We start from the raw sequence: 26,141 nt of genomic DNA, 5'->3' as shown, positions 1-26,141 counted from the left end.
GGCGCTCGCTCCAGCGCCTGCTCAAAACTGATCTGCGCTTCCGGGGCTTTCTTCATCTCCAGCAACATTTCTCCCAGTAGCTCGTGCGACGGTTTGACGATTTCCGGAGGACCAAACTCGAAGGTCAATGCAGATTCCACTGAAGCGGCTTTCTTCATTTTCTCGATCGCTTCTTCTCTTTTGCCTTCCGCAAAAAGGATACCGGCATCCAGTTCCTCCGTCATGATTTCCAGTGTTTTCGGATCAAGTGGGTAATTTCGCGGCGCCGCCATTCCGTGATGAGACTCCCCGGCGTCTTCGGATGACTTCTTGATCAAACCTTGCAATTCCACCAAATTCTTACGCGCTTCGGAAATGTCCTTTCGCTTCAGAGCGGCATAACCACTTGCGAAGAAATGTACCGCAGCGACTGCGGGACGAACCTTTGATGCGTCTGCCGTGATTGCAATCGCGTCACCGTCCCATTGTCCGGTTTCAATGATTTGAGCCGCTCTCATTCTGATCAAATGCCAGAGTATTCGAGAAGTAGGAGACTTTTTTGCGTCTTCTTCCATGATCGCCAGAGTCTTTCTCGCATCGTTGTAGCGGCCCTGTTGCAGATAACCGTATTGAAGCCAGTAGAGATAGTGATATCCACGTTCTTCTAGACCCAGCTTTTTTGTGTTGACCCGTTCATCCGCTACTTTCCACGAAACATCATTCGAACTAACAACGTCATCCCACAATCCGAGCGCCAGGAAAATATGCGAAGGCATGTGCTGAGCATGTGCGGCTGCGCCTGCAACCTTCGCATACTTTCGCGCAGGCCGCAAACCTAGAGTTGCATGCACCGGATCGTCATAGCAATGAATCATGTAATGCAAAATTCCGGGATGATTGGGAGCTTTCTGGTATGCTTCTTCCAGAATTCCCGCCGCCTTCATGTAAATGCGGAAATCGCGCCCTTGATGCGCAGTCCCCAGCACCGATAGCGCATGAAATACGGAAGCTTCCAGATCATTTGAATAGGCGTTGGCAAGTTCTGCCATCGCCTTCTCATACTTAAGATCACGCTCCTCTTTGGTCCCCTCACCGTAAAGCACTTCTACTGTTGCAAGCCATGCTTTTTCACGCGCCGTAGTAGCTTTCTTCTGCCTTTCTTCAAGAGAAGGGTCCAGCTTATTGAGAATCGCGCGGGCATCTTGCAGATTCTGCTCCATCCAGATTGGATGAGTGTGTGTCATGGCAGCGCCCCAGTAAGCCATGACGAAATCCGGATCCAGCTTGATCGCTTCCTCAAACGCTTCCCGTGCATCGGGATATTCAAAACTGTGCAGCAACAACACTCCGCGTAAAAAATGCGGCTGCGCTGCTTCTTTGCCGGTCGCAGGAAAGTCAATCGTTCCTAGATTCTGCTGAGCGCACGTTACAGATACGAAAAGAAAGAACAGGATCAAAAATGCAATCTGCTTCATGCAGACTATTCTAACCGCCAAGGCGCCAAGACGCCAAGATTTGAAGAAGAATTATTTCTTGGCGACTTGGCGGTTTCCTTAACCACTGCAGCCGTAGATTGCGCAGCCACCATGATCAGACCAGCAAAGCGCATGGTGAGATGTGCTGCATCGGCCGCAACGAAAAGTCTCCGAGCCTTCCAGCTGCCCTTTACAATACGGGCAGGCCCGCTGTGTAGAAACATTTTGCACCGCATAATTCTTTTGAAACAGTGTTTCCCAATCGAATCTGCCAGTTACTTGCATCACAACAAAAAGCGTAAGGATGCAGAGGATCGTCACCGCCAGTCCTGTATATTGCTCGAAGAAAAATGTGTACGAAAAGAGAACCAGATACACGAACTGCGCGGTTGCAATTTCGGTAAACGCAAAACGTTTTCCCACAACAAGCCGCATATAAGAGACCACAAGAGCAATGGAAACTGCGGAACAAAGGAGAAATGAGAGATGAATGGACACGTGGTCCACAAGATAAGCAAGAAGAAGATGGAAGCTAAAAAAGGAAGTGCTGATGAAGAAATAATTCATCGGGTGAAGTTTTGTTTTGCGGATGCCTGTGAAAATAAACAGCAGAAAAAAGAAAAGGAACAGCGAAACAGGAGCAGAACGGGTTACCTGCGCCACCCAGGGTCCCGGATTCAGCCGGTGAGGCATCGCCATCCCGATCTTGACTCCGGAAAGCAGGTTCGAATAGTTCCATTTCAATTCCCATCCGCCATGGATCCGCTGTTTTCCGGAAGGAGAAATACCGTTTTCCGGAAAATCGATCTCATCGAAGTTTGTTTTCATATTCAACGAGAAGTTCTTGATCTGCGTAACGTCGGCGCCAAAGTCGTACCACCATTCATCCAGGCCGTGGGAAGTGTAAGTGATATCGATGGGTTGGGTTTCTTGGGGATTCAAGCTCAATGGCAGAGTCAGTGTGGCCGTGTTGACCTGGATGTTCTGCAATTCTTTGCCATTCACCTTTACGCGGAAGTTGTCGTAAACGGCGCCTGGACTGGGAAAAACAAAATCCGCAAATATTTCACGCTGGTCCGTAAACGGATTTTGCACGGAGTAGCTCCCCGAAAAATTTACGCTATAAGTGGAATACCAGAGCAGTCCTCTTCTCCGATGATCCAGATTCAACCTGACCTGGATATCGCTTTTGGATAATGGGAAGGGATGTTTGAAGGTTTCTATTTTCGCTTCAGTGATTGTTTCGCCGCCCCGGATAGTCTGCACTTTCGTTTCATTTCGTGTAACGAAATAAGCCATGGGTGCAAGTTGTTTGTGAGGGGTGCCCCAGAGTTTTCCAACATCGCTCTTCAATTTCGCGTCTTGCTGATGCGTTCTTAGCTCCATATGAGTGCCAAGAGCCAGCCAGGCTGCCGCCGTACAGATATAAATAAACGTGATCGCCAGAATCCGCTTGATCATCGGCTCACCTCCTTTCTGTTTGTAAGCAAACGCCTGGCCAAGCGGTTCCCGAGAAGTGCGTAATCCGTTTTCGTTGTCACACGGACACAGCGTGTGTAATCGGAACCTCGCCCGGCATGCTATCATTCACAAAATGAAGGGATGGAAACTAAACGCAGCGGTGCTTTTCTTATGTCTTCTCTTTCAACCGGCTCTTGAGGCGGCGGAGAAGTTCACGGGCTGGGTCAGTGAAGAGAACTGCAAGGAACAACACACAAAGCAGGGCGGAAAAGATTGCGTCAAGAAATGTTTGCGCGGCGGAGCGCATGTCGGGCATCCGGAATGGACTCCTCAAAAGATGATGTTCATCGAAGAAGGATCGAAAGCCGCATGGATGGTTGCAAATCCAGAAACGCTGAAGGGATACGAAGGGGAACGCGTTTCGGTGAATGCAGAAAGCCATGCTGAGGAGAAAACACTGCGGATTGAGAAAGTATTTCCTTACCGCGAACCAGTTCACTCTACATTATTCGAACTTAGAAATGGATTCTGGATCAATCTACATCATTTCCTGCGTGGAACAGCCCGACGGGAACTCCATCCGGAGTCAAAGCCGAAAGTGGAATTTGTCGTAACTCTAAGTGATGAGGAAAAAGAATCGTGGAAGGAAGGTGTTGAATACTACAAAACACATTTTGCGGAAAAGGATCTCATTTTCAACAGCGAAATCTGGGCGGTCAAGAACTGGTTCGCCGATGCAGGCAACGAAACGGTCTTGCGAGACGGCCCCGACCCCAAACTCAAAGAAATCCTGATGAAAGCCGCGCCAGTGTACCGGAAACATTGGTGGCCCGAGCATCAACGCGCGAACCAGGAGTGGATTCTCGTGGCGCAACGTTTACTCGATCAATTCGGGAACCGCATCGCAAAAAGATTGGAGACAGCCTACGGCAAAAAATGGCAGCGTTTGCCCGCTGATGTGACGGTGGAAGCCGGATGGTCCGGAGCTTACACAACTGGAAATCCGGTGCACATTACAATCGCGAGCACAGAAACAAAGATTCAAGATTACGCGGCGCTGGAGACACTCTTTCATGAGGCTTCTCATAGATGGGGCCGGTGGATCCAGGAAGAAACCGAGAAGATTGCCGCTAAAAAGGAACAATCGCTGCCGAAAGATTTCTGGCACGCCCTCATTTTTCATACCGCTGGCGAAATTACCAGCAACGAACTTGAGCAAGTGGGGATTCGCGACTATATTCCATACGCGGAACTCAACAAGCTTTATGACAGAGGATGGACATCCGCCCGCTGCGCGCTCGAAAAAAGCTGGAAGATGCACGTATTAAACGGAAACCAGGATACTCAAAAAGCGCTTGACGAAGCGATCGCTGACCTTAAAGCATGTGAGAATTAAATTCGCAGGCGAGACGCCCGCGCTACATTGTTTAGGAGGCACTTAAAAAATGACGGAGCCGATGCCAAATGTTTCTCCGGAGTTATTTTTTGAAACAACCAATTCCTTTCAAAAGAGCGCTGCCATGAAGGCCGCGATAGAGCTGGATCTGTTTACTCAAATAGAGGAAGGGGTTTCCGCGAAACAGCTCGCTGGACGGTGCAAAGCATCCGAACGCGGCGTTCGCATTCTGTGCGATTATCTGGTGATCCAGGGTCTGTTAGAAAAACAGGGTGATGTTTACAGGTGTACACCGGATAGCAAATTTTTTTTGAGCCGCAAATCCCCTGCATATCTGGGATCGGCTGTCGAATTCTTGCTCGCGCCCGTGATGGTTTCCGCATATGACAATCTCGCGGAAACGGTGCGAACAGGAAGGACCACCCTTCCGGGTGACGGTTCAGTAGCGCCGGAACATCCGATGTGGGTAACTTTCGCTAAAGCGATGGCTCCCTTCGTAGCATTCCCCGCAGAACAGATCGCCCTTATGGCAGGAGTTCCTCAAGATGCAAAAATACGCGTTCTGGATATAGCGGCCGGCCATGGTATGTTTGGAATCACTTTTGCGCGTAAGTATCCGGCAGCCGAAATATATGCGCTGGACTGGCAAAGCGTTTTGAATCTCGCAAAATCCAATGCTGAAAGCGCAGGAGTACAGGACCGATACCACACGATACCCGGTGATGCTTTTGAAGTAAAATTCGGAACTGATTACGATGTGGTTCTGATTACCAACTTCCTCCACCATTTCGATCCGGCAACCTGCACTCGATTTTTAAAGAAGGTGCATACCGCACTCAAACCGGAAGGAAAAGCAATCACTCTGGAATTCGTGCCGAATGAAGATCGTGTAACGCCAAAAATAGCCGCATCGTTTTCACTTATCATGCTTGCATCCACGGGTTCAGGAGATGCGTACACGTTCCGTGAGCTGGAAGAAATGCACCTGGATGCCGGTTTCTCGCGCTGCAGCCTTCACTCGTTGCAGCCAAGCCCTCAATCGCTTGTGCTCGCAGAAAAGTAAGTAAGGCCCTATGAACATTCTTCATGCTATTGGAAACACATCGATAGTTCAACTTCGCAAAGTGGCTCCTCCCAATTGTGCAAACATCTTCGTGAAGCTCGAGTGGGAGAACCCCACAGGAAGTGTCAAAGACCGGATGGCGCAGTCCGTGATTTCGCGGGCGGAGGAGGAGGGTCGACTGAGCCCCGGAGACACCGTTATCGAGTACACCGGTGGGAGCACGGGGACATCGCTTGCATTAGTCTGCGCCGCAAAAGGATATCGTATCAAGATCGTCAGTTCCGATGCATTTAGTAAGGAAAAGCTGGATCACATGGTGGCGCTTGGTGCGGCACTGACGCTCGTCCCAAGCGAGGGAGGCCTCACCACCAAGAAACTGATCCTGGACATGATCGAGGCGGCCCGTAAGTTGAGCCAGGAGCCTCACACCTACTGGACCGACCAGCTCAACAACCATGACAGCATCGCGGGCTACTACTCCCTGGGCGAAGAGATCTGGAATCAAACGAAGGGCCAGATCGACGCCTTCGTTCACTGTGTGGGTACAGCGGCTTCTTACCGTGGGGTCGCCACTGTGCTCAAGCGATACAAACCCGATATCAAGATCATTGTTGTCGAACCAGCAGAATCCTCTGTGTTGCTGGGAGGTCAGGCTGGCCCGCACAAAATCGAGGGAGTTGGGGTTGGCTTCATTCCTCCACTCTGGGAGCCGACTCTCGTGGACGAAATCCTGCCAGTGAGAACAAACGACGCGAAGGAAATGGCAAGGCGCATCGCGCGGGAGGAAGCGTTATTCGCCGGAACCTCCTCCGGTGCAAACGTAGTCGCCGCACTGCAAGTTGCTGAGCGGCTCGGGCCAGATGCAAACGTGGTCACTCTTATGGCCGACTCCGGCCTGAAGTACTTGAGCACCGATGTGTACAGGAAGTAAAGACATGGCTAACACGCGGGGTTGAGCACGAGTTGAACAAGAGAACTTTAGATGCGGTTACGCTGTCGCGACATGTGTTCGTCAGCTATACCAAAACGCCGAAGCAGGCCTGAACAAAATGCTTTGTCGCTACCGCTCCCTACTCAGTTAACGGAAACAGTGTGGCGAGGACGCGATCGGTGCGATTGCGCCAATTCGGCCAACCGGCACCTTCATGGACCTGACCACCTGCAGGCTTATACCCTTTGTCGCGAACGAATCTGTAGAATTTCTCGTTCTCCGTAGCGTTGTTCCAGCCTTCGAGATCCGACCGGTAATCGTAAATTCCCCAATCGATGTAAATCCGAACAGGATGTTTGTCCGGTCCTACTATGATTTCCCGAACAGGATTCGCCACGTGTTCCTGCAAAAAGGCCGATTGAGTTGCAACTCCACCAAATAGTTCCGGATAGCCGAAAGCCAGGTACAGCGCATAGTTTCCTTCATATCCAGCCCCCATCGCTGCGCGATGAGCGGCTCTGGTGTTTGTCTTATAGTGTCCGTCCACAAATGGAACAATTTCTTTCGCTATCATCTCAGCAAGAGCCTTCATTTCCTCAGCCGGATTTTCGATTGGTTCCGGTCCGGTCTTCAGCTCCTTCAAATAAACCACGATCACCGGCTTAACCGAATTTCCAATCAAATTATCGAGACTATTTGTGAACGTTCCTTGCGTTTGAACTTCCGGTCCACCAAAAAGATAAAGCGTGGGTAATGGTTCCTTTTCCGAACCATAGGTAACCGGAACATAAACTTCAATTTTTGCCGAACCTCCTTTGCGCAATTTGCTTTCGATTGCATGCGTCTCGATTTTTCCTTTCCGGTCTGCCGCCGCTTCTTTTAAGTGCGCGGGTTCTTTCCATCCGGGCATCGCCATCCAGGACAATGGTTTGCCCCGGCGATCCACAGTGGTGCGATTGTTGTGTGGATCAGCGATGATTTCATCGTAGTTCTTCAAAAACCGGTAATTGATTCGCGCATCCGGTTCAAGAGTCGTGGCATAGTAGAAAAGATCCGTTCCGGAAATGCGTTGCATCGGCTCCTCGCGGCCGAAACTCACATGATCCCCTGTGACGGCGATGTCTTCTGCCGGACCGCGATACAAAAAATAGACACGATCGGGCCATTCCACCAGCGGAAATCGCTGAATCGAACTCCAGAATCGATCGATAACTTCTTTCTTATTGTTGCTCTTTTTCACTTCAGCAAGAAATTCTGCAAAGCGTGTGTTGCCGAACGATATGTCTTGATTGATTTCTGAACCGGATGCAGTAACACTCCCCCAATTCAGGCGAGCGATCTCTCCCATGCTTCGCGTAAACACTGCTCCGGCGGCAAAGCTCGGAGGTGTCCATGCGATTTTTTTGAAAAGCTCCAATTTCGATGTTTCTTTCCAGCCTTCCGGAGTGGCGGGCCCTGCATGCACTTTGCCGTCTTTGGTTTGTATGATAAGTTGATCATCCACAAGGAGCGCGAATCCATCACCTGCCGTTCTGGATCGCCATTTGATTTGACCGTTCGCGGCATCGACGCAAGTCAGCACACGGCCGGAAAAACCGTACAAAAAACCTTTATGATGAATCGGAACGTTGTAACTGTTCTTGAACACTCCCGCGCTCCAAAGTTTTTCAACAGAAAGTTTTCCATCAGCTGTTGAAACGATGCGCACCAGGTCGGTGGAATCGGATTTGTTGCGCAGCAGCAAACGATCGTTTTCCACGAGCGCCGGAACCATAACTTCCGCCTGGCCGGCGCCGCCATGTTCGTAATCCAAAAGCACTTTTCCTGAGACAGGATCAATCGCGTAGAGTCTGGCATTGCCTACTGCGATTACGACCGCCTTGTTTGCAATTCTCATCAACACCGGAGATTGATACGCAATGACATCTTCACCGGTCGTCCACAGCGCTTTACCCGATTTCGCATCAAATCCTGCAACGGCGCGACCTTTATCGCCGCCAACCTGCACAACGAGAACATCTCCGGCAACAAGAGGAGATGTCGTAAATCCATAGATCGGTTCTTTAGCATTGAAATTCTTCGCCGTATTCACAGACCAGTGTGACTTACCGGATTCAAGGTTCAGCGCGAACAATTCCCCTTTTGCGCTCAGTCCATACACCCTATCGCCCGCGATTGCGGGAGTTGCAAGTGGACCATCCTGCGAACCATCATGCCCTTTGTAAGTGGGTCCGATTTCGTACCGCCACAATTCTTTTCCGCTGGCCGTATCCAGTGCAGCCGCAAAATCCTTCACGCCATCCGAAAACAAGGTGACTGCGTGGTTGCCGGACACGGCGATACCCGAATAACCGGAGCCCAAATTTCGCTGCCACGCGACAACCAAACCGCCTCCGGTAGTGCCGAATTGTCCGTCGCGGGTTGTGCCGTCATAGTTCGGTCCAAGAAAACCAGGCCAATCCGCTGCTTGGAGAAAAGGCACAATTAGAAAAATGAAAACGGAAAAGAGTCTGCGGCTTCTTTGCATGAAACGTCCTCCCAAATAACGGAATATGGAGCCCAGGCTTCCAGCCTGCGCTCTATATTTTGAACTGTCCGTCGCTGCGCCGTCAATACGCATGTGACCAATGGGATGAAAGTGACGTGTGGATGGCCTGAATTCCTGCCCGAAACGGCTATGATAGAAGAAGCGGAGGTCGAGCATGAGAATATTGCTGTTCATCACGATAGCAATTCCGCTCTTTGCGCTGGTGTCGCAGGCAGAGCAAACGGAGCAAGAGAAAAAAATGATGGAAGTGTGGGCTAAACTATCGCAGCCGGGGGAGCACCACAAACACATTGCTCAATTTGAAGGGAATTGGAATATTTCCGTGAAATTCCGGCTGGACCCGGCTGCGCCAATGCGGGAAAGCACCGGATCCTGCGAAAAGAAAATGGTTCTGGGAGGCCGCTATCTTTCTGAACATTGCACCGGACGTTCGAAGGATGACCCCAGAATATTTGAAGGAATGGGATTTCTGGGTCACGACAATTATAAAAAGAATTACGTTTCCGTGTGGATCGATAATGAAAGCACAATGGTAACGCCACTCTACGGACCCTGTGATGGAACAGGAAAGACAATAACAGTAACCGGAAGTTATGACGATCCGGTAAGCGGAAAAACACGACAATCCAAATGGATCTGGACCGTAATCGACAAGAACAAACACACACTCGAACTGCACGACATCGATCCGGAAGGAAAAGATAACCGGAACGTGGAAATCACATACACGCGTAAGTGAGTGCCAAAGTAATCATCACTTCTTCTTTGTAAGGATCGAAAAGCGCTGGAAAAAATACTGGTTCAGACCGTCCTTCTCCATCGGTTTCATCTCACCCCGTTGAATTTGTTCCAGCGCTGTTTGCAGCATCGTCAGTGAAGAGACAGAGGAAATCGGTTCATTGTGTCCGGTTAAAAGAACGTCAACACTATTTCGCAGTCCTGCGAGCCGGTTGATCGTTTTTACGAATGCGTCAAAGTCTGCTTCAGGCGAATACAGATAGAGGGGGCCGGCATAAAATGTGTCTCCGGTAAAGAGCAAACGGTTTTCACGATCCAAAAGACAAAGAGAATCCGGTGTGTGACCAGGTGTATGCAGCACTTCTAATTTGCGCTCTCCCAGATCGATGATCTCCCCATCTTTCACGTATCGGGAAGTCCGGAAAGGACGGATCGCGTACGTTGCTGGCATGAAATCAGAAGGAAGATCGCCACAAATACGATCCGGGCTAACCCAATTTTTCATATCAGGATCAGAATAACCTTTGGTATTCTGTTGAGTGAATTCGGTCTGTAGAGCCCACACTTCCTTGAATTCGAAATTGCCTCCAATGTGATCCGCATGAGTGTGAGAATTCAGCACGATCACCGGCCTCTCGGTCAGGTACTCGACCACAGGAAGGATTCTGGAGATCCCCATGCCTGAATCCCATAAAAGAGCGTACTTTGAACCAACCACCAGATACGAGATGACTTCTTCGAATTGTCTTGGCTCGCTAATAGCATATACGCCAGGTCTGACGAGATAAACCTCAAACCACTGCGAACGAACTTGAATCCGCTGGAGCTTTGTATATCCAGGACGGGGCAGATGCCGGCACCAATCTGCCTCCTCGGCTATCAGTGAAGTAGCAAACAGAAGCAGAAGAAGGACCGTCAGCAAAGTAGAGCGGGCGTCCCGCTTGCGGAACGGCGCAGACGAGACGTCCGCGCTACATGGATCAAGTTTGCATCGGTTTTTGTATTGGTCTATCATTTCCATTTGTTGGGGCGATTAACTCAGCGGGAGAGTGCTACCTTCACACGGTAGAAGTCACTGGTTCAAATCCAGTATCGCCCATTTGCGTCTTTCGCGTCGCGAGTCGCCGCGTCTATCGCGTCGGCTCGTGGGCGTGTAATGCTCTTTTCACTATTAATAATGTCCAGTCATCCTCCTGATCGGTTCCCAGCCAATTTTCACGTATGTTTGAAATGATCGCTTCGGGGAGAATTCGCGCCGGGATGTCATCATTCTCCCGCACAAATTCCACGAGCCTTTCTACACCGTACTCAATATCTTCCTTATTCCGGGCTTCCGTAACGCCATCCGTATAGAAAACTAGCGTTCCCCCTTTTTCGATCCTTGCGCTACCCTGACTATATACCTGGTCTTCAAAAACTCCGAGCAGCATGCCTCCCGTCTCGAGATAGAAAGGCTCAGCGCCGGAATTCAACAGGCAGGGAGCATTGTGCCCCGCATTGCAATACGACATCTCGCCTTCTTTCGGGTTGAGCACAACGGTCACCATACTGATGAATTTCTCTTGCGTGCTGTGTCTGTAAATGAACTCATTGACCGCAGTAACAATATCACGCGCCTCTTTGTATTGCTCCGCAAAAATTTTCATGATCGCTTGAATCTGTGACATCAGCAAAGAAGAGGGCAAACCTTTCCCCATGACATCCGCAATCATGAACACAACTTCCCCATTTCTGCGTTCATGCCAGAAGTAAGCATCTCCTCCCACTTTGCGTGAGGGTATCGTGAGCGCGCCCGATTCATAGCCGGAAATATCAGGAGTCTGCACCGGAAAAAACTTTCTCTGGATCTCGGCCGCAACATTCAACTCTTGTTCAAGTTGCTGCTGAATCAGGGCCTGTTGCCAGAGCTGATCGTTTTCCCATTTCATTGCCATCAGGTTTGTGAGAATCGTAAACATTTCCAGATCGGAATAAGAAAAACTGCGCTCGGGACGAATCAAATCGCAGTACAAAAAACCATGAATCGCTTTGTTCGTCCATAAAGGCGCGCACATCACTGACTGAACATTTTGCCGTTGAAGGCTTTCAGACGCTGCGAACCTGCGATCCTCCACACGATGCGAAATCAGCAAGGCTTCCTGCTCTTTCTCCAATTCCCGTACCAGACTGCGGCTGATTTCAAAACTGTCGTTGGAGAGTTCCGGATTCTTGCCGAATCTCTGTGTCGCAATCTGCCATTCTCCCGAATTTCCCTTCAGCATCAAACAACTGCGGTCCGGGTTCCATACATCGTGAATCAATTCCAGAGCAACCGCACCAAAGTCGGAGGAAGGTGAATGCTGAAGCAGCCGGGAGCTGAAATGGTACAGAAGCTCCAGATACTTCTGCTTTTTTTCCGGTTCGAAACGCTTGGAATCAACCAGACTGGAAACAGGAAAGCGTTGAATTTTTTCCGAAACTTTTTCTGTTTCACGCATCGGTTTCGGTTCCTCCAAACAAAAGCGGGCATGAACGTCTCCGAAGCCGATGATGTCCCCATCCCGCAAATCCGTTTCCCCTACGATGCGGGAGCCATTGATGAAAACGCCGTTCAAGGATCCACGGTCATTGATCGAAAAGCGGTCTCCCCGTTTTGTAATCTGCGCATGAAATCGGGAGAGCGAATCGGAGATCAAAATCAGGTCATTTTCCCGTGCACGACCGACGAAAAAAACACCCTTGTTCAGGATCACTTTTCTGGTCTGTTTTTTGTCGGGTAGCAGCAAATAAGCCATGATCTTATAATACATTGTATGCGAATTAGACCCTGGTTACCGTTGTGCTTATTCCTGTTCACCGCAGAATTCATCGTGGCTGAAGAAACCGAAAAAGGAACGTACGATGAGGTGGCGCGCATTGTTGAAAAAGAGATACTTGATGAGAAAAAAGTGGAAATTGAAAACTTAAAAGTTCTTCACAACAAAGGGACCATCTATCTCGAAGGCGTTGCAAAACTCTACGGGTCCCGGTACACGGCAGAGAAAGAAGCCCTGGAAGTAAAGGGCGTCAAAAGCGTTGAAAATGAAATTGCCGTGACACCTGGAAATGTATCGGATGTTGACATTGAAGCGCAGGCAGCCAGTAAAATCCGGTCGCATCTGCGAGGCTCACCTTTCGATCTCGTCTCTTTGAAAGTGAGCAATGGCTTTGTTGTCCTGACCGGTAACGTGCGCGATCAAACTCTCATAAGAGATTCAATGAATTCGGTCATCTGGATACGCGGAGTTCGTGGAGTTGACAACAAGATCGAATACGCTTCCATTGCCGCTGGAGATGAGCGTTTACGGCAGATCATCTTTCGCCGGTTGAGGAACGAGTTTCCTCAGTACTTCCTCGGCAAGGACCCGTCCATTCTCATTCTGGTCAATAGCGGCAGAGTACGCCTCGTCGGTTACGTTGACTCGAATGCTTCACGGGAAAAGATCGGAAGCATCATCCGCTCCTTCAATGGTGTCCTCTCCGTAGACAACGGACTTCAAACAAATTAGCACATCTGTCCTTCAGAGAAGACAAGTTTCTTCAGGACCTAGAGGACAGCTCTGTCTGGCACGACAGTTGCACAACGGGATTACTGATGGAGGGTCTAATGAAGAAGCTTATTCCCTGTTTGGTTTTTGCGGCCGGTCTGATCCTGTTTTCCGGCAATTCGGCACAAGCAGGCCATTCTCACTACAACGGCTGCGGTCATTCCGGGTATGGCTACCATTCCTATGGTGGTGGCTATAACCATTACGGGTACAACCGATATCGCCGTTCGTATTCCCGTCCCTACTACGGCTATCGCTCCTATTCACGTCCCTATTACGGATACTCCTACTCCCGTCCTTATTATCGTGACTACTGGCACAATCATTATTACCGTGGATCTAATTACAGATGCCATTATTATGGCGGCCGACACAACTACAATTACAGACCGTACTACCGGCCAAGATCGAGCGTTCATATTGGCATCGGCATCTTCCGTTAATACAAGATCAGGGAGCCCGGAACATTTTGTTTCGGGCTTTTCCTGTTAAAGAAAGAACCGCCAAGGCGCCAAGAACGCCAAGATCGGATAAAGATTATTTTTTTTCTTGGCGGCTTTGCGCCTTCGCGGTTAGAAGTAACGAACCGGCGGCGCAAACAGCTAGGAGATGAGAAGGAGAGGTTAGATGAAAGGCTCGAAATGGATTGTGTTGTTGTTCCTTGTGGTGGCGGCCTTCAATGTTTCAGCCGCACCCGGTTCAACTGAAAAAAGTGTAATTCGCTCAGATGATGAGATCGTAACGGACATTGCTGCGCGCTTTCGTGGGCTATCGGCGCGTTACTCTGTCTTTAACAGCGTCTTCGTTTCCAGCAAAGATGGAAATGTTGTACTCACAGGTAAAGTTCGGGACGCCTATCTGAAGGAACGCGCGATGAAAGCTGCGACCGGAGTAGAAGGTGTACGGACTGTATCGAATCAGATTGAAATATTGCCGGCGAGCAATTTCGATGACCGTCTGCGCGCTGCGATTTATAGACGTCTGAGAAATGATGGAGTTTTGTTTTCCTATTTTGTCGGAAAAGATCCGCGTATCCAGATCATTGTGGATCAATCACGTGTAACACTTGTGGGTGTTGTGCATAGCGAAGTCGCTCGTGTCCGCGCTGCCAGTACTGTGCGAGGACTTTTTGGCGTCCTCAGCGTAGACAATCAGATTAGAGTCGTTCGCGGTTAATCAAAAACCGCCAAGGCGCCAAGACGCCAAAATCGATAAAAAGATTTTTTTTCTTGGCGGCTTGGCGTCTTGGCGGTTTATTCTAAAAATTCGTGGTGAGGCTGAAGCGGAAAGAAACTGGCTCGACCGGATGCGTATGCACATCATCGATGCCGCTTAACGGCTCTCCCGGCAACCGGGAAGTATAAAAGTAATCGATATCGCTCGCCTTGGAATCAAACACATTGAATACATCCAGAAAAGCATTCCAGTTTTTGTGAATTTTGTACCCTACCGCAAGATTCGCCAGCGTAGAAGAATCGGAACGAACGCTGTTGTCTTCCAACAACGGACGCGGACCAAAATATCGGAATTGAAATCCCAGAATCATGCGACCAAAGAAAGAATCAGACAGCTGCGCTGATCGTTTCGAAGTAAGAACGCCCACCGTGTGATTGAATGGTTTCCAATTAATCGGCAGTCCCTCCATCCAGATACCTGCCGTAATGACGCCCTCCACCGCTCCTGGAATTCGATTACCGGCTGGATCCTGATCGCGAAAACGAGCGCGTGAATAGGCCCAGTTCATTTCAATTGTCAGCCAGTCATAGGGTTTATAGTGATTGTTCCATTCAAATCCGGTGCGTCTGCTTGGCCTGCTTGGTTCAGTGATGCCGGCATCACCAACGAACAACAATTCCGAATCAAAATCGAGCAGCCACAGAGAAAAAGTGCTTTGCAAGTCCCGTACAAAGGAAGTGCGCATGCCCCATTCAGCGCCCTTCGATCGCACAAGCGGTGGCACAGAATCAGCCGGCAATCCGGTCAACGGATCCACACGGATGGTGGTTCCGCGGGCATCGTTGCTGTGAAAACCGGAACCGAAATTGACATAGAATTCCGATTTTTTCCAGGGCCCCAGAATGAATCCAAATTTGGGATTGACAATCGTGTCACTTACTTTTCCGGAATTTGCTTCGATGCTGCTGTCCACATCAAAGCGATAGTAGTCTGCGCGCAGTCCGAAAAGAGTGCGAAATTGCGGATGCCATTGCATCGTATTTTGCCAGTAAGCGGACCAGCTTTGTTGATTTACGGCGTCCTCACGAATCGCGAAAAGGCGATCTCTTCTTTTCGTGTGATACAGTCCAACATTGCCCACGTCATCGTTGCGGAATTGAATGCCGGCTTGATTCTCGGTATCAAAACGGCCCCAATTGCTGAGCCATCGATGTGATATTTCACCGCCTGTTGTAGTCCGGCTGTCCGCCTGCTCAAATTGATCGCCGTTCACCGGATCGTCCAGAAAGTAGGTAAAATTGGAAAAAAGATTCAGATCATAACGAATTAAGTACGCAGAAGTTTGCGTAAGGGCGTCCTTCCAGGAATGTTTCCAATCTATCGTGAGACTGTAACGGCTCGAATCCCCGCCATCGGAAGTATCTACTGTGCCGAATCGATCGATTTGACTTGAGCGGACGGCTCGCGCGGGAATCTGATCAGTGGAGTCCCAACGTCCGTCATAACCCATTCCAAGGAAGCTCAGACTGTCCCTCTCTCGATCGATGCTGTATCGAAGAAGTCCATTGATTTTTCGATAACCATCCGGATTTACCCAGGGACCATTGTTGTGATAAAGCTCCAGTGCCATCAACAAATTTCCATTGATCACCCGGGGGGATGAGAGAAGGAGAGCTCTACCGTATTCGAAGCTTCCTGCTTCGAGTCCGGCAACGGTCTTATCCAGACTCCTGGCGTAGTCAATTCGCACAGCGCCGGCTGAAGAAAAATCTCCACGCTCCGCGTAGTATGGTCCCTTTTGATATTGAACGTCGTTGACCAGCTCAGGAATGAGAAAACTCAAATCGGAATAGCCCTGCCCATGGCCATGTGTTGGAAAATTCACAGGCATCCCATCCACATTAATGGAAAGGTCCGTTCCATGGTCCAGATTGAAACCACGCAAATAGTACTGATTCGCCTTCCCTTGCCCGCTGTGTTGACTGATGATCACTCCCGGCACGGTCTCCAGAAGTTCGCCTGGTCTGGAAACCGGCCTCAATGCGAGCTGTTCGTATCGGACCGCGCCTTGAGACGCTGCATCTGCAATTCCCAGCAGATTGTCACTCTCTTCTACCAGATCCCGAAGAGGTTTTCGCGCAGATACAATCATCTCGGCTCTTATAGAAATCCGAAGAGAGCGATCCACAATCGCTTCGCGGTTCGCAAACACGATTACCTGATCTTTGGTTTCAGGATTAAAACCGGACAAATGAAAACTCAATTGATAGCTTCCAGGCGGCAAGAAAACGCGGTAACAGCCGGATTGATCCGTGAAGACCGTGATTTTCTTCGCGAGCGCCTCTCCCCCGACGTCGATCTTTACACCCGGCAAATTTCCCCCTGATTCATCCATTACACAGCCGATAATCTTTCCGGGATCCTCGGCGTACAGCATGGAAAAATTTAGGAAAAGACAGAACAACCACCCGATTTTTTTCATTTCAATCCGTATGATGCGTTTGTAGAGTACATAGTATAATACGCAGCCATTTATGAGTCAGATGAACGGAGCGCACTACGGAGCGCAGGCTTCTACCCTGCTTTTTCTTCTCTTCCTTACTATCTTCCTCACCTCCTCTCTCTTCGCTCATGACATGTACCTTGCTCCCCGTTTTGATAAGAAAATTCCGAATCAAGTAAGTCTGGCGATGTTTGTAGAAAAAGAAGAAGTTGTCTGGTTTGAGAGCATGACCGACAATCTGCGTATGGATGGACCGACAGGGGAAGCAAATCTAAATGTTCCTGAAACAGGAGACCCGATTGTAGAATTCCCCGGGAAAGGAACCTACACAATTGGTTGGCAACAAGAACCAACTTTTATTCAGATCGAACCGGAAATCTTCAAAAAGTATATTACCGTTGAAGGTTTTCCCGATGTGGCGGTAATGAGAAAAAAATCGGGCACAGAAAATAAACCCGGACGTGAGATTTACACCCGATATGTAAAAACATTTATTCAGGTTGGTTCTACACCTACGGACGATTTCGAACGACCTCTTGGTTACAAAATAGAGATTCTCCCCCAGCAAAATCCTTGTGGATTGAGCGTGGATTCCGATCTCGATGTGATCGTGTTGTTTGATGGAAAGCCTCTGGTCAATCAAAGAGTCAAGGCGACCTATGATTCTTACAGCACTCTTCCGGAAGAATATGCTCAGGAAACCCGCACAGATGAAAATGGCATGGCTAAATTCCGCATTACACATAAGGGTCGCTGGCTGATCCGGGCCACCAAGATGCTCCCGCTCGAGAAGAATCCAGAGGCTGAGTGGCAAAGCTTTTGGGCAAATTTTACCTTTGAAGTAAATTAATAGGAACCGCCAAGACGCCAAGGCGCCAAGGTAGGTCAATTCTTTTTGTTTTTGTTTGCTTATGTCAAATATCCTGGATGGACTGGCTATCGTTTTTTATAGCCTTTCAACGATTTACTTTGGGATTCGTTTTTTCTTAAAAAAAACGAATACTCAGAAGCTCGCTTTGCTGTTTTTGCAGCTGGCGTTTCTCACCCATGTCATTGATTTAATCGTAATCAGTCTGGAAAGGCACCGCTTCCCTGCCTCCAATTTTGTGGAGGCATTCTGGGCGCTCACCTGCCTGACGGTCTTGTTGTTTTTGCTGACCTTTAGAGACAAAAACAAAGAAGCGGCCGCGGTTGTTCTTCTTCCCATCACGATTCTTTCCATCATTTTGAAGCTGCTATATCCCGGTCGCGAAGAAACGCTGCAACCTGTTTTGGGTGCAGGTTGGATTTATATCCACATCCCCTTGATGATTCTCAGTGTTGCAGCTTTAACGATTTCCTTCCTGACGGCCATCATGTATCTGGTTCAGGAAAGGCAATTGAAGCTAAAACGATCTTCCTTTTTACTGGAAAGGTTGCCGTCTCTGGAAGCGTCCGATGAAATCAGTTACAAGAGTTTGTGGTTCGGATTTTTCCTGTTAACTCTTGGAATGATCACCGGGATGATCTGGTCCAAGTATTTGCGTGGAATTTATTGGAGCTGGGATTCCAAAGAGATCTGGGCGCTGATCACGTGGACGCTCTACGCGATTTTGCTTCACGGCCGGATGCTTTCCGCCTGGCGTGGTAGAAAAGCGGCTTATCTCGCAATCGTTGGTTTTGTCTTAATCGTCTTCACCTTTGCCGGAGTCTCTCTGGTATCCAACGTGTATCACTCCTTCTGATCATGCTGATTCAACTGCTCGGACTCAACCACAAGACAGCGCCGGTGGAAGTGCGCGAACGTCTGCACATCGAAGAAGAGTTGCTCCCGTTAGCGCTGCAAAAGATCAAAGAAGTGGTTCCGGAAGTCATGATTTTTTCCACGTGCAACCGCTTTGAAATACTTACGCGCGTGGATCAATTGGATCAATGCAAAGAGGTTTTGACGGATCTGATCAGTGATTTACGCCACATGCCTCAAGCTGAATTCGCGCCACTCCTTTACAGCCATGTCGGTCCTGAAGCCATCAGACACGTTTTCCGTGTCACCAGCAGTCTGGATTCGATGGTGGTTGGAGAACCTCAGATCCTGGGCCAGATGAAGCAATTTTTTGCGATCGCTCAACGCGAAAAAGCGATCGCGTCTACACTGCATTCGATCATGGAACGAGCTTTCATGGTCGCCAAGAAGGTTCGGAATGAAACTCTGATTGCCAGCAGCGCGGTTTCCGTGAGCTCGGTTGCGATTGAACTTACAGCAAAAATCTTCGACAGACTGGAAGGGAAAACCGCTTTTGTGATTGGAGCCGGGAAAATGAGTGTTCTGGCAATCCAGCATTTGCAATCGCGAGGCGTGAAAGTCATTCTGGTTACCAACCGCACGTTTCAAAAAGCAGCTGAGCTTGCTGAACAGGTGAAAGGAAGAGCGGTGCCCTTTGAGAATCTTACGGATTGTCTTGCCGAATCCGATATTGTCATCAGCTCCACAGGATCACCAACCTTTATTGTTAAAAAAGATCATGTCCAGCGCGCTATGTCCGTGCGCCGGAACCGTCCCATGTTTTTCATCGACATCGCGGTGCCACGCGATATCGATCCGCAAATCAATGAACTCGGGAATGTTTTCCTGTATGACATTGATGACCTTCATTCCGTTGCCGATAAGAATAAGCAGCAACGTCAGAAAGAAGCTGAAAAAGCAGAAGAAATCGTCCTGCATGAATCAGAGCTTTTCTGGAACAAATTGAAAGCTCTGGATATCGCGCCGACCATTCGCGACATCCAGCAGCATATTGAAGAATTAAGAAGGCGCGAAATTGATTTGACACTCAAGAAGATGGGACCTCTTTCGCCTGAGCAAAAAGAGGCTCTCGATCAGCTCACTTCCAGCCTTGCCAACAAGATCCTACAAAATTCGTATTCCGAATTGAGGCAGCTCGCAAACCAGCCGGATGGCCTGGAGAAAATCGAGCTGATTCGCAAACTATTTCGCCTTTAACGGACCGCAGACAATACGGAGCGCAGGCATTTTGCCTGCATTACAGGCCGCGGACTTCCAGTCCGCATGATCCAGTTCCGTTATACTGAAAGTGTGGAATTGATTCTAGCGACTCGCGGCAGTCAGCTTGCGCGGTTGCAAGCGGGCCTTGTTCAAAGTCTACTTTCAGAAAAATTTCCAGAACACGAATGGAAACTCGAAACATTTGTGACGACCGGGGATCGCATTCAGGACGTCAGCTTATCAGCCTTTGGCGGAAAGGGCGTTTTCCTTAAGGAAATTGAAGAAGCGTTGCTTTCAAATAAAGCCCACATCGCGGTCCATAGTTTGAAAGATGTGCCGGGAGTTGAAACACCGGGTCTAATTTTGGCCGCCTTCCTGCCTCGCGAAGATCCACGGGACGTCTGGGCAAGCCATCAGGAAGATCTCATGCATCTTCCTGCAGGCAAGAAGGTGGGCACCAGCAGTTTGCGGCGAACGGTCTTGCTCAAATTTTACCGTCCCGATCTGAATGTCGAATTGCTCAGAGGAAATCTCGATACCCGGTTGAGAAAATTAAAAGAAGGACAATATGACGCCATCGTGATTGCAGCCGCGGGCTTACATCGTCTTGGCCTGTTTGATGATTCCTTCATGCACTATTTGTCCGAAGAAGCTTTCGTTCCTGCTATCGGACAGGGGGTTTTGACAATACAAACCAGTCGTGACAATCAAGAACTCCTTAAAATGATCCGGCAGATGAACGATTCAGTCACCGAAACGGCTGCCCGGATCGAGCGAGACTTGCTTCTGAGATATGAGGGAGGGTGCCATTTACCCATTGGCGCGCTGGCAACGCCGGACCGGGACAAGTGGAAATTGCGCGCCTTCATCGGTGGAGTGAAATCAAATCGAATTGTGCAGGATGTGCTGGAATCGGACAATCCTGACACGTGCGCCGCTCGCATGTTCGAACGGCTTCAAGAAGAAGGCGCATCTGATCTGCTATCGGAGTTAACAGGACCATGAAGGAAGAGATGTTGAACTGGATGAACCGGAATTATCCGAATGGCTTCTATTGCGTCGATCTAACAAAAAACAAAACCCTTAACGGCATTTCATTCTCAGCGCTCAACACACTGAACACCGCTTTGCTGTTTCACCTGCGGAGATCACAGCTTCAGGATCTGATTGGTCGCCTTATCGAACACGGGATGTCTCCTCATGCGCCCTGTCATCTACCCGCGGAAGATGTTTCCGGCACGCTGGGAGACGTTGCCCTGCGAGCGCGCAGCCTCAACCTGGACAGTTTGTTCCTCGTCATCCCGGAATAATCATGCCGGAAGGAAAGCTAACCGGACGCCGAATACTCGTCACAAGATCGCGCGACCAGGCCGCGGAGCTCACCAGGTTGCTCCAGACAGAAGACGCTATAATCTACGAAATTCCTTCTATAGAAATCATTCTACAGAACGACGGCATTTCGAAGCTCCAACACGAGTTGGACAGGATCGAAAACTATTCCTGGCTTTTGCTCACCAGCGTCAATAGCGTGCTGATTCTGAATCAAACACTGCGAGATTCAGGCCGTGACTGGAAGTGGTTTGACACGACAAGAATCGGATGCATTGGCCAGGCAACCGCAGCCAAAGTAAACGAACTCGGAGGTCGTGTGTCACTGGTACCTTCCCGATACCAGGCTGAAAATCTTGCGGAAGAACTCGTTAAAGATTCTCTGGCCGGGAAAAAAATCCTGTTGCCAAGAGCTGCAAGATCGCGTCCCATCTTGCCTGAACAATTGCGGCAGTCAGGAGCAATAGTGGAAGAAATCCACATTTACAAAGCTGAAATAGCTGCGCAAAACAAACAAACGCTCGTAGAGCTACTGAACAGCAATCAGCTTGACCTGCTTACATTCACTTCTTCGTCCACTGTTCGTAATTTCGCTGAACTGGCGGGCGAATTCCCCTGGCAAAAAATTCCTGTTGCCTGCATCGGCCCGATTACAGCTGAAACTCTACGCGAATATGGGGTGGAACCAGCCATAGAGGCAGAAGAATTTACAATGCAAGGGTTGGTGGAAGCGATAATCAGGTGGTAGTGGCAGAGCATTTGCCATTGTATTTGAACAGATCTGTTTGCGCAGAATGTTTTCGATAGCGCAGGCGGACTCTCGCGAGAGTAAATGCTCTGCTGGCCCCGGATGGAAGCAGAGCATTTTCGCACCTGTGATAACTTCGAAGAAAAAATGAGTTAGGTACGCAGCATGCTCATACACGCAGTCTGGAAAATGCTCTGCCACTACTTCAATTGTTCAATTGCTTCTCTGACATCTGTTGTCGGAAGATTGCAGACATAGTTCTGGCAGATGTAAGCTGCAGCTTTGCCATCGATGCTTTTTTGCGGCACAGTATAAGGGGCAAAACGCGAGATTTCGGGAATGCCTTCTTGCTCCGGGCGAAAAACAAGAACCTTGCGAGGCGCAAACACTTTCTGCAAAGCTACTAGCATTTCCGCAGTATCCCCTGTTTCCGGACGTCCCGCTACCACCACTTCGTAAGCAGGCCCGATCCGAAAATCGAGACCGATCAGGAACTGGGTATACGCGGAAGGAAGATGGCCGATCTGACCGGCGAAGGCACGTTCCAGCTGTTCCGCTTTTCGCTCGAGTTCCGGATTCGCCGTGATGCGCCCCAAACGAAGCAAATTGAAATAAGCAACCGAGTTTCCGGACGGCACAGCACCATCGTAAACTTCCTTTGTGCGGACCAGCATCTGCTCCCCGGTGTCGCTTGTGAAGAAGAAACCACCGGCTGGTTCATCCCAGAAATGACGAAGCATGTGGTCATTTAGTTCGATTGCATTCTTCAGAAACGAAACTTCGAAAGTTGTCTGGTAAAGTTCGATCAGCCCGTACACAAGAAATGCGTAATCATCCACATGCGCTTGAAGCGCGGCTTCTCCGCTACGATAGCGATGGATCAGAGACCCATCCTGTTTCCGCATTTTATTCAGAATGAAGTTTGCAGAACGGCTGGCCGCTTCTGCGTATTTCGGTTCTGCCAGGGCTGCTGCAGCTTTTGCGAAAGAGGCAATCATCAATCCGTTCCAATCTGCGAGTATTTTGTCATCTTTCAACGGATGAACGCGCGCTTCGCGAACTTGAAACAATTTTTTCCGCGCCTCTTCGATGCGCAGTCGCAACAGTTGTTCTTCGAGCTTCCTTTCTGAGCCGAGCACTCCCCATGGTTTTGTGCGGTAGATGATGTTATCGCCGGTGCGGTGACCGATCACCTGTTCCAGGAAATTTCCGTTCCGTTCGATGTTGAAAATCTCAAAAAAGAAGGAGGCTTCATCACCCAGGATTTGCTCCAGTTCTTCCGCTTTCCAGACATAGAATTTTCCTTCCACGCCTTCGCTATCGGCGTCTTCAGCTGAATAGAAACCGCCTTCCGGATCGGTCATGTCGCGCAGAACATATTCATAGATTTCGCGCGCGATCTCAGCGAATTCCTCTTTACGCGTCGCTTGATGCGCTTCAATGTAGGCCATGCTGAGGAGCGCCTGATCGTAAAGCATCTTTTCAAAATGTGGAACCAGCCATTCACGATCCGTAGAGTAACGATGGAATCCAAATCCAACATGATCGTAGATCCCCCCCTGACGCATTGCCTCCAGAGTTTTTTCCACCATCTCCAAAGCACGTGCATCTCCCGTTCTCTTCCAGTAGCGAAGCAAAAACAGATGCTGATGCGGAGTTGGAAATTTGGGAGCGTCTCCAAAGCCTCCAAAAACGCGATCAAATCGGCGAGCCAGTTGCTCGAATCCTGCTTTCACTGCGGATTCGTTCAGAATCTCACCCGATGTGTCTGCAGAGGCTTGCTGCAATGCCTGTGTGATCTCCGCTGCAGAACGGGAAACGTCAGGCTGTTTTAGTTTCCACAATTCCTTGATGCGTGGAATCATTTCCAGAAGACCGGGACGTCCAAATCGATCGTGTTTCGGAATATAAGTCCCTGCAAAAAAAGGCTGCTTGTCCGGGGTAAGAAACATTGTCAGCGGCCAACCACCGCTTCCGGTCAACATCTGGCACACGGTCATATAGATGTTATCGATGTCGGGACGTTCTTCACGATCCACCTTCACACAAACAAAGGCATCGTTCATCAAAGCAGCCACTTCCTGATCCTCAAAGGATTCATGTTCCATGACATGGCACCAGTGACACGTGGAATAACCGATGGAAAGCAGAACCGGTTTGTTTTCGCGGCGCGCTGTTTCAAAAGCTTCGTCGCCCCAGGGGTACCAATCGACCGGGTTATCGGAATGTTGTAGAAGATAAGGACTCTTTTCCTGCGTTAATCGATTCATTTACGCTCCATAATTAACCGCAGAGGACGCCGAGACAACAAAGAAATATTCTATTTATCTCTGCGCCCTCTGCGTACTCTGCGGTGAAAAAATAATATCCCAGAATTAATAGGCTCAAAGAGGAATATATGCCAATTGTAGTAAGATGAAAATGTGTTATGAGTCTTGCGCTTCTCACAATCGTTTTCATGGCGTTTCTTGCGCTTGGTTACCGTTTCTACAGCCGGTATGTGGAAAACAAATACAAGCTCGATCAGGAATTGCCCACGCCTGCAGAAGTGTATAACGACGGACAGGATTATACTCCCACAAAACCATTTTATTTAATGGGACAACATTTCAGCGCGATTGCGGCGGCTGGTCCCATTGCCGGACCGATCATCGCGTGCCAGCAATTCGGCTGGCTTCCCTGCCTTCTCTGGATTGGATTGGGAGCGATTTTTATCGGCGCCGTTCATGACTTCTCAGCCTTAATGGCATCTGTCCGGCATCAAGCTAGGTCCATTGCCGAGATAGTAAGACACCGTCTCGGACCACGAGCGTGGTACGCAATGATGCTCTTCATCTGGATCGCGTTGTTGTACGTGATCATGGCCTTCACCGATATCACAGCGAGCACTTTCGTTGGAAAAAGCGAAGAACTGGAAGGGCTCGGGGTCACCTTCAATCGTGGTGGAGCTGTCGCGGCGGCAAGCATAATCTATCTACTTCTTGCTGTTGTGATGGGATTGATTCAGCGGCGATTCAACCTTACGCTGTTCTATCAGACAATCGTTTTTGTTCCGCTCTCACTGGCTGCAGTCTGGGCCGGGACAAAAATTTCTACACTATTAGTATTCAGCTCTTCAACCTGGATACTCGCCATTCTCGTTTATTGTTTCGTGGCTTCTCTTTTGCCTGTTTGGCTTTTACTTCAACCGCGCGGTTATCTTGGTGGATTCATCCTATACATTGCTCTTTCGATCGGTGTGATCGGACTCTTTTTCGGCGATTTCCCGATCCAGCAAAAAGCGTTCATGACCTGGCAAGGACCAGGCCTTACAGGCGCGTTGTTCCCCTTTCTTTTTGTGACAATTGCATGCGGTGCTTGTTCCGGCTTTCATGGTCTTGTGGCATCCGGAACCACCTCAAAGCAGGTATCCAGGGAGTCACATTGCAGGCCGATAGGTTACGGAAGCATGTTGTTGGAAGGATTTGTGGCATTGATTGCGCTTTCCACCGTGATGATCGCGGCGCCGGAAGCCTTGCAAGGATTGAAACCCGGAAAAATTTACGGCGATGGAATCGGCCGTTTCCTGACTGTAATCATCGGCGAAGATCAATTTCTGCTCGCGGCAACCTTCGGCGCGATGGCATTTTCCACTTTCGTATTTGACACTTTAGACGTGGCCACGCGCCTGGGACGATACATTTTGCAAGAATTGTTCGGATTTCAAGGACGCAAAGGAGCATTGATTGCAACCGCAATCACGATCCTCTTACCGGCCGGTCTGTTGATGATTTCCCGCGAAGGCGCCTGGCAACTTTTCTGGACTCTCTTTGGAACCAGCAATCAGTTGCTTGCCGCATTGAGTTTGCTTTGCATTTGCGTATGGTTAAAGACGGCGGGACGCCCCTTCTGGTTTGCTCTGATTCCCATGCTATTTGTAATGACAATGACCATCTGGTCGCTGACTGTACAGGCAAGCTGGGCTTATCGCGAAGTTCAAAAACAAGGACTCGTACTGAATGCGACTTTCATGAATGGCTTGATCTGTCTGCTGTTAATTTTCCTCGCCGGGATGATGGCTTTCGAAGCAATCCGCAAGTCCGATACCACCACACCAATGGTCAGTGCCCCCGCCTGCGATTGAAATTGTAACAGAGGCGCAGAGACGCAGAGAAATGGAAGTGAATGATTTTTTTTCTCTGCGTCTCCGCGTCTCTGCGTTAATAAAATCCTATTCTGGGCGGGAGATGTTGTAGTGTTTCATCT

At 49.4% G+C, this 26,141-nt stretch carries 21 protein-coding genes and 1 tRNA gene; 15 read left to right on the top strand and 7 right to left on the bottom strand.

Annotated features, from left to right (window positions below; genetic code table 11):
• Together L0156_15870 and L0156_15865 are read right to left on the bottom strand one after the other, a co-directional pair.
• On the bottom strand, positions 1 to 1,454 hold a 1,454-nt coding region (locus L0156_15870), incomplete at its 3' end, for a tetratricopeptide repeat protein (GenBank protein ID MCI0604471.1).
• A 78-nt stretch (positions 1,455 to 1,532) separates the two neighbouring features.
• Positions 1,533 to 2,915 (bottom strand): inner membrane CreD family protein, encoded by a 1,383-nt coding sequence (locus L0156_15865; protein MCI0604470.1) that lies wholly within the window; start codon positions 2,913 to 2,915, stop codon positions 1,533 to 1,535.
• Positions 2,916 to 3,048: 133 nt separating this feature from the next.
• Between L0156_15865 and L0156_15860 the strand changes: the two genes are divergently transcribed.
• From L0156_15860 to L0156_15850, 3 genes are read left to right on the top strand one after another with little or no spacing between them, the layout of a single operon-like run.
• The gene (locus tag L0156_15860; GenBank protein MCI0604469.1) at positions 3,049 to 4,311 is read left to right on the top strand and encodes a hypothetical protein; all 1,263 of its coding nucleotides are present in this window, start codon (positions 3,049 to 3,051) and stop codon (positions 4,309 to 4,311) included.
• 49 nt (positions 4,312 to 4,360) lie between these two features.
• On the top strand, positions 4,361 to 5,374 hold the full coding sequence (locus L0156_15855) for a methyltransferase domain-containing protein (GenBank protein MCI0604468.1): 1,014 nt from the start codon (positions 4,361 to 4,363) through the stop codon (positions 5,372 to 5,374).
• Between the two features lie 10 nt (positions 5,375 to 5,384).
• A complete protein-coding gene (locus L0156_15850; protein ID MCI0604467.1) occupies positions 5,385 to 6,305 on the top strand; it encodes a cysteine synthase family protein in 921 nt (306 codons plus the stop codon).
• 139 nt (positions 6,306 to 6,444) lie between these two features.
• Here L0156_15850 and L0156_15845 read toward each other — a convergent pair whose 3' ends face one another.
• Positions 6,445 to 8,832 carry a PQQ-binding-like beta-propeller repeat protein gene (locus tag L0156_15845; protein MCI0604466.1) on the bottom strand — a complete coding sequence of 796 codons (2,388 nt, stop codon included), beginning with the start codon at positions 8,830 to 8,832 and terminating at the stop codon, positions 6,445 to 6,447.
• Between the two features lie 175 nt (positions 8,833 to 9,007).
• Between L0156_15845 and L0156_15840 the strand changes: the two genes are divergently transcribed.
• Positions 9,008 to 9,592, top strand: coding sequence for a DUF1579 domain-containing protein (locus tag L0156_15840; GenBank protein ID MCI0604465.1), 585 nt, complete (start codon positions 9,008 to 9,010; stop codon positions 9,590 to 9,592).
• Between the two features lie 15 nt (positions 9,593 to 9,607).
• On the opposite strand, the gene L0156_15835 is transcribed toward L0156_15840, so the two are convergent.
• Positions 9,608 to 10,270, bottom strand: coding sequence for an MBL fold metallo-hydrolase (locus L0156_15835; GenBank protein ID MCI0604464.1), 663 nt, complete (start codon positions 10,268 to 10,270; stop codon positions 9,608 to 9,610).
• 348 nt (positions 10,271 to 10,618) lie between these two features.
• Between L0156_15835 and L0156_15830 the strand changes: the two genes are divergently transcribed.
• Positions 10,619 to 10,690: transfer RNA gene (locus L0156_15830), tRNA-Val, on the top strand.
• A 31-nt stretch (positions 10,691 to 10,721) separates the two neighbouring features.
• Here the strand turns inward: L0156_15830 and L0156_15825 are convergent.
• Positions 10,722 to 12,380: a SpoIIE family protein phosphatase gene (locus tag L0156_15825; protein MCI0604463.1), complete on the bottom strand. Its 1,659-nt coding sequence runs from the start codon at positions 12,378 to 12,380 to the stop codon at positions 10,722 to 10,724.
• Positions 12,381 to 12,383: 3 nt separating this feature from the next.
• Here L0156_15825 and L0156_15820 point away from each other — a divergent pair, with 3 nt between their 5' ends.
• The 3 genes from L0156_15820 (at position 12,384) to L0156_15810 (ending at position 14,333) form a co-directional block, all read left to right on the top strand.
• Positions 12,384 to 13,118 carry a BON domain-containing protein gene (locus L0156_15820; GenBank protein MCI0604462.1) on the top strand — a complete coding sequence of 245 codons (735 nt, stop codon included), beginning with the start codon at positions 12,384 to 12,386 and terminating at the stop codon, positions 13,116 to 13,118.
• A 98-nt stretch (positions 13,119 to 13,216) separates the two neighbouring features.
• Positions 13,217 to 13,600, top strand: coding sequence for a hypothetical protein (locus L0156_15815; GenBank protein MCI0604461.1), 384 nt, complete (start codon positions 13,217 to 13,219; stop codon positions 13,598 to 13,600).
• A gap of 184 nt (positions 13,601 to 13,784) precedes the next feature.
• Positions 13,785 to 14,333 (top strand): BON domain-containing protein, encoded by a 549-nt coding sequence (locus tag L0156_15810; GenBank protein MCI0604460.1) that lies wholly within the window; start codon positions 13,785 to 13,787, stop codon positions 14,331 to 14,333.
• Positions 14,334 to 14,415: 82 nt separating this feature from the next.
• Here L0156_15810 and L0156_15805 read toward each other — a convergent pair whose 3' ends face one another.
• A complete protein-coding gene (locus L0156_15805; GenBank protein MCI0604459.1) occupies positions 14,416 to 16,815 on the bottom strand; it encodes a TonB-dependent receptor in 2,400 nt (799 codons plus the stop codon).
• Between the two features lie 52 nt (positions 16,816 to 16,867).
• Here L0156_15805 and L0156_15800 point away from each other — a divergent pair, with 52 nt between their 5' ends.
• The 6 genes from L0156_15800 (at position 16,868) to L0156_15775 (ending at position 21,896) form a co-directional block, all read left to right on the top strand.
• Entirely contained in the window at positions 16,868 to 17,686 is an 819-nt protein-coding gene (locus L0156_15800) for a DUF4198 domain-containing protein (GenBank protein ID MCI0604458.1), read from the top strand.
• A 61-nt stretch (positions 17,687 to 17,747) separates the two neighbouring features.
• Positions 17,748 to 18,560 (top strand): cytochrome c biogenesis protein CcsA, encoded by an 813-nt coding sequence (gene ccsA, locus L0156_15795; protein MCI0604457.1) that lies wholly within the window; start codon positions 17,748 to 17,750, stop codon positions 18,558 to 18,560.
• Between the two features lie 2 nt (positions 18,561 to 18,562).
• On the top strand, positions 18,563 to 19,816 hold the full coding sequence (hemA, locus tag L0156_15790) for a glutamyl-tRNA reductase (GenBank protein MCI0604456.1): 1,254 nt from the start codon (positions 18,563 to 18,565) through the stop codon (positions 19,814 to 19,816).
• A 93-nt stretch (positions 19,817 to 19,909) separates the two neighbouring features.
• Complete coding sequence (hemC, locus tag L0156_15785; protein ID MCI0604455.1) at positions 19,910 to 20,824, top strand: hydroxymethylbilane synthase; 915 nt, start codon at positions 19,910 to 19,912, stop codon at positions 20,822 to 20,824.
• The gene (locus L0156_15780; protein MCI0604454.1) at positions 20,821 to 21,129 is read left to right on the top strand and encodes a hypothetical protein; all 309 of its coding nucleotides are present in this window, start codon (positions 20,821 to 20,823) and stop codon (positions 21,127 to 21,129) included. The genes hemC and L0156_15780 overlap by 4 nt, the downstream gene beginning before the upstream one ends.
• Positions 21,130 to 21,131: 2 nt before the next feature.
• On the top strand, positions 21,132 to 21,896 hold the full coding sequence (locus L0156_15775) for a uroporphyrinogen-III synthase (protein ID MCI0604453.1): 765 nt from the start codon (positions 21,132 to 21,134) through the stop codon (positions 21,894 to 21,896).
• A 200-nt stretch (positions 21,897 to 22,096) separates the two neighbouring features.
• On the opposite strand, the gene L0156_15770 is transcribed toward L0156_15775, so the two are convergent.
• The gene (locus L0156_15770) at positions 22,097 to 24,166 is read right to left on the bottom strand and encodes a thioredoxin domain-containing protein (protein ID MCI0604452.1); all 2,070 of its coding nucleotides are present in this window, start codon (positions 24,164 to 24,166) and stop codon (positions 22,097 to 22,099) included.
• A gap of 158 nt (positions 24,167 to 24,324) precedes the next feature.
• On the opposite strand from L0156_15770, the gene L0156_15765 reads away from it, so the two are divergent.
• Complete coding sequence (locus L0156_15765) at positions 24,325 to 26,019, top strand: carbon starvation protein A (GenBank protein ID MCI0604451.1); 1,695 nt, start codon at positions 24,325 to 24,327, stop codon at positions 26,017 to 26,019.
• Positions 26,020 to 26,141: the final 122 nt, after the last annotated feature.

The organism is bacterium (assembly GCA_022616075.1).
Lineage (GTDB): Bacteria > Acidobacteriota > HRBIN11 > JAKEFK01 > JAKEFK01 > JAKEFK01.
The sequence above is the reverse complement of the archived record's forward strand: the minus strand, read 5'-3'. Positions and strand labels throughout refer to the sequence as shown.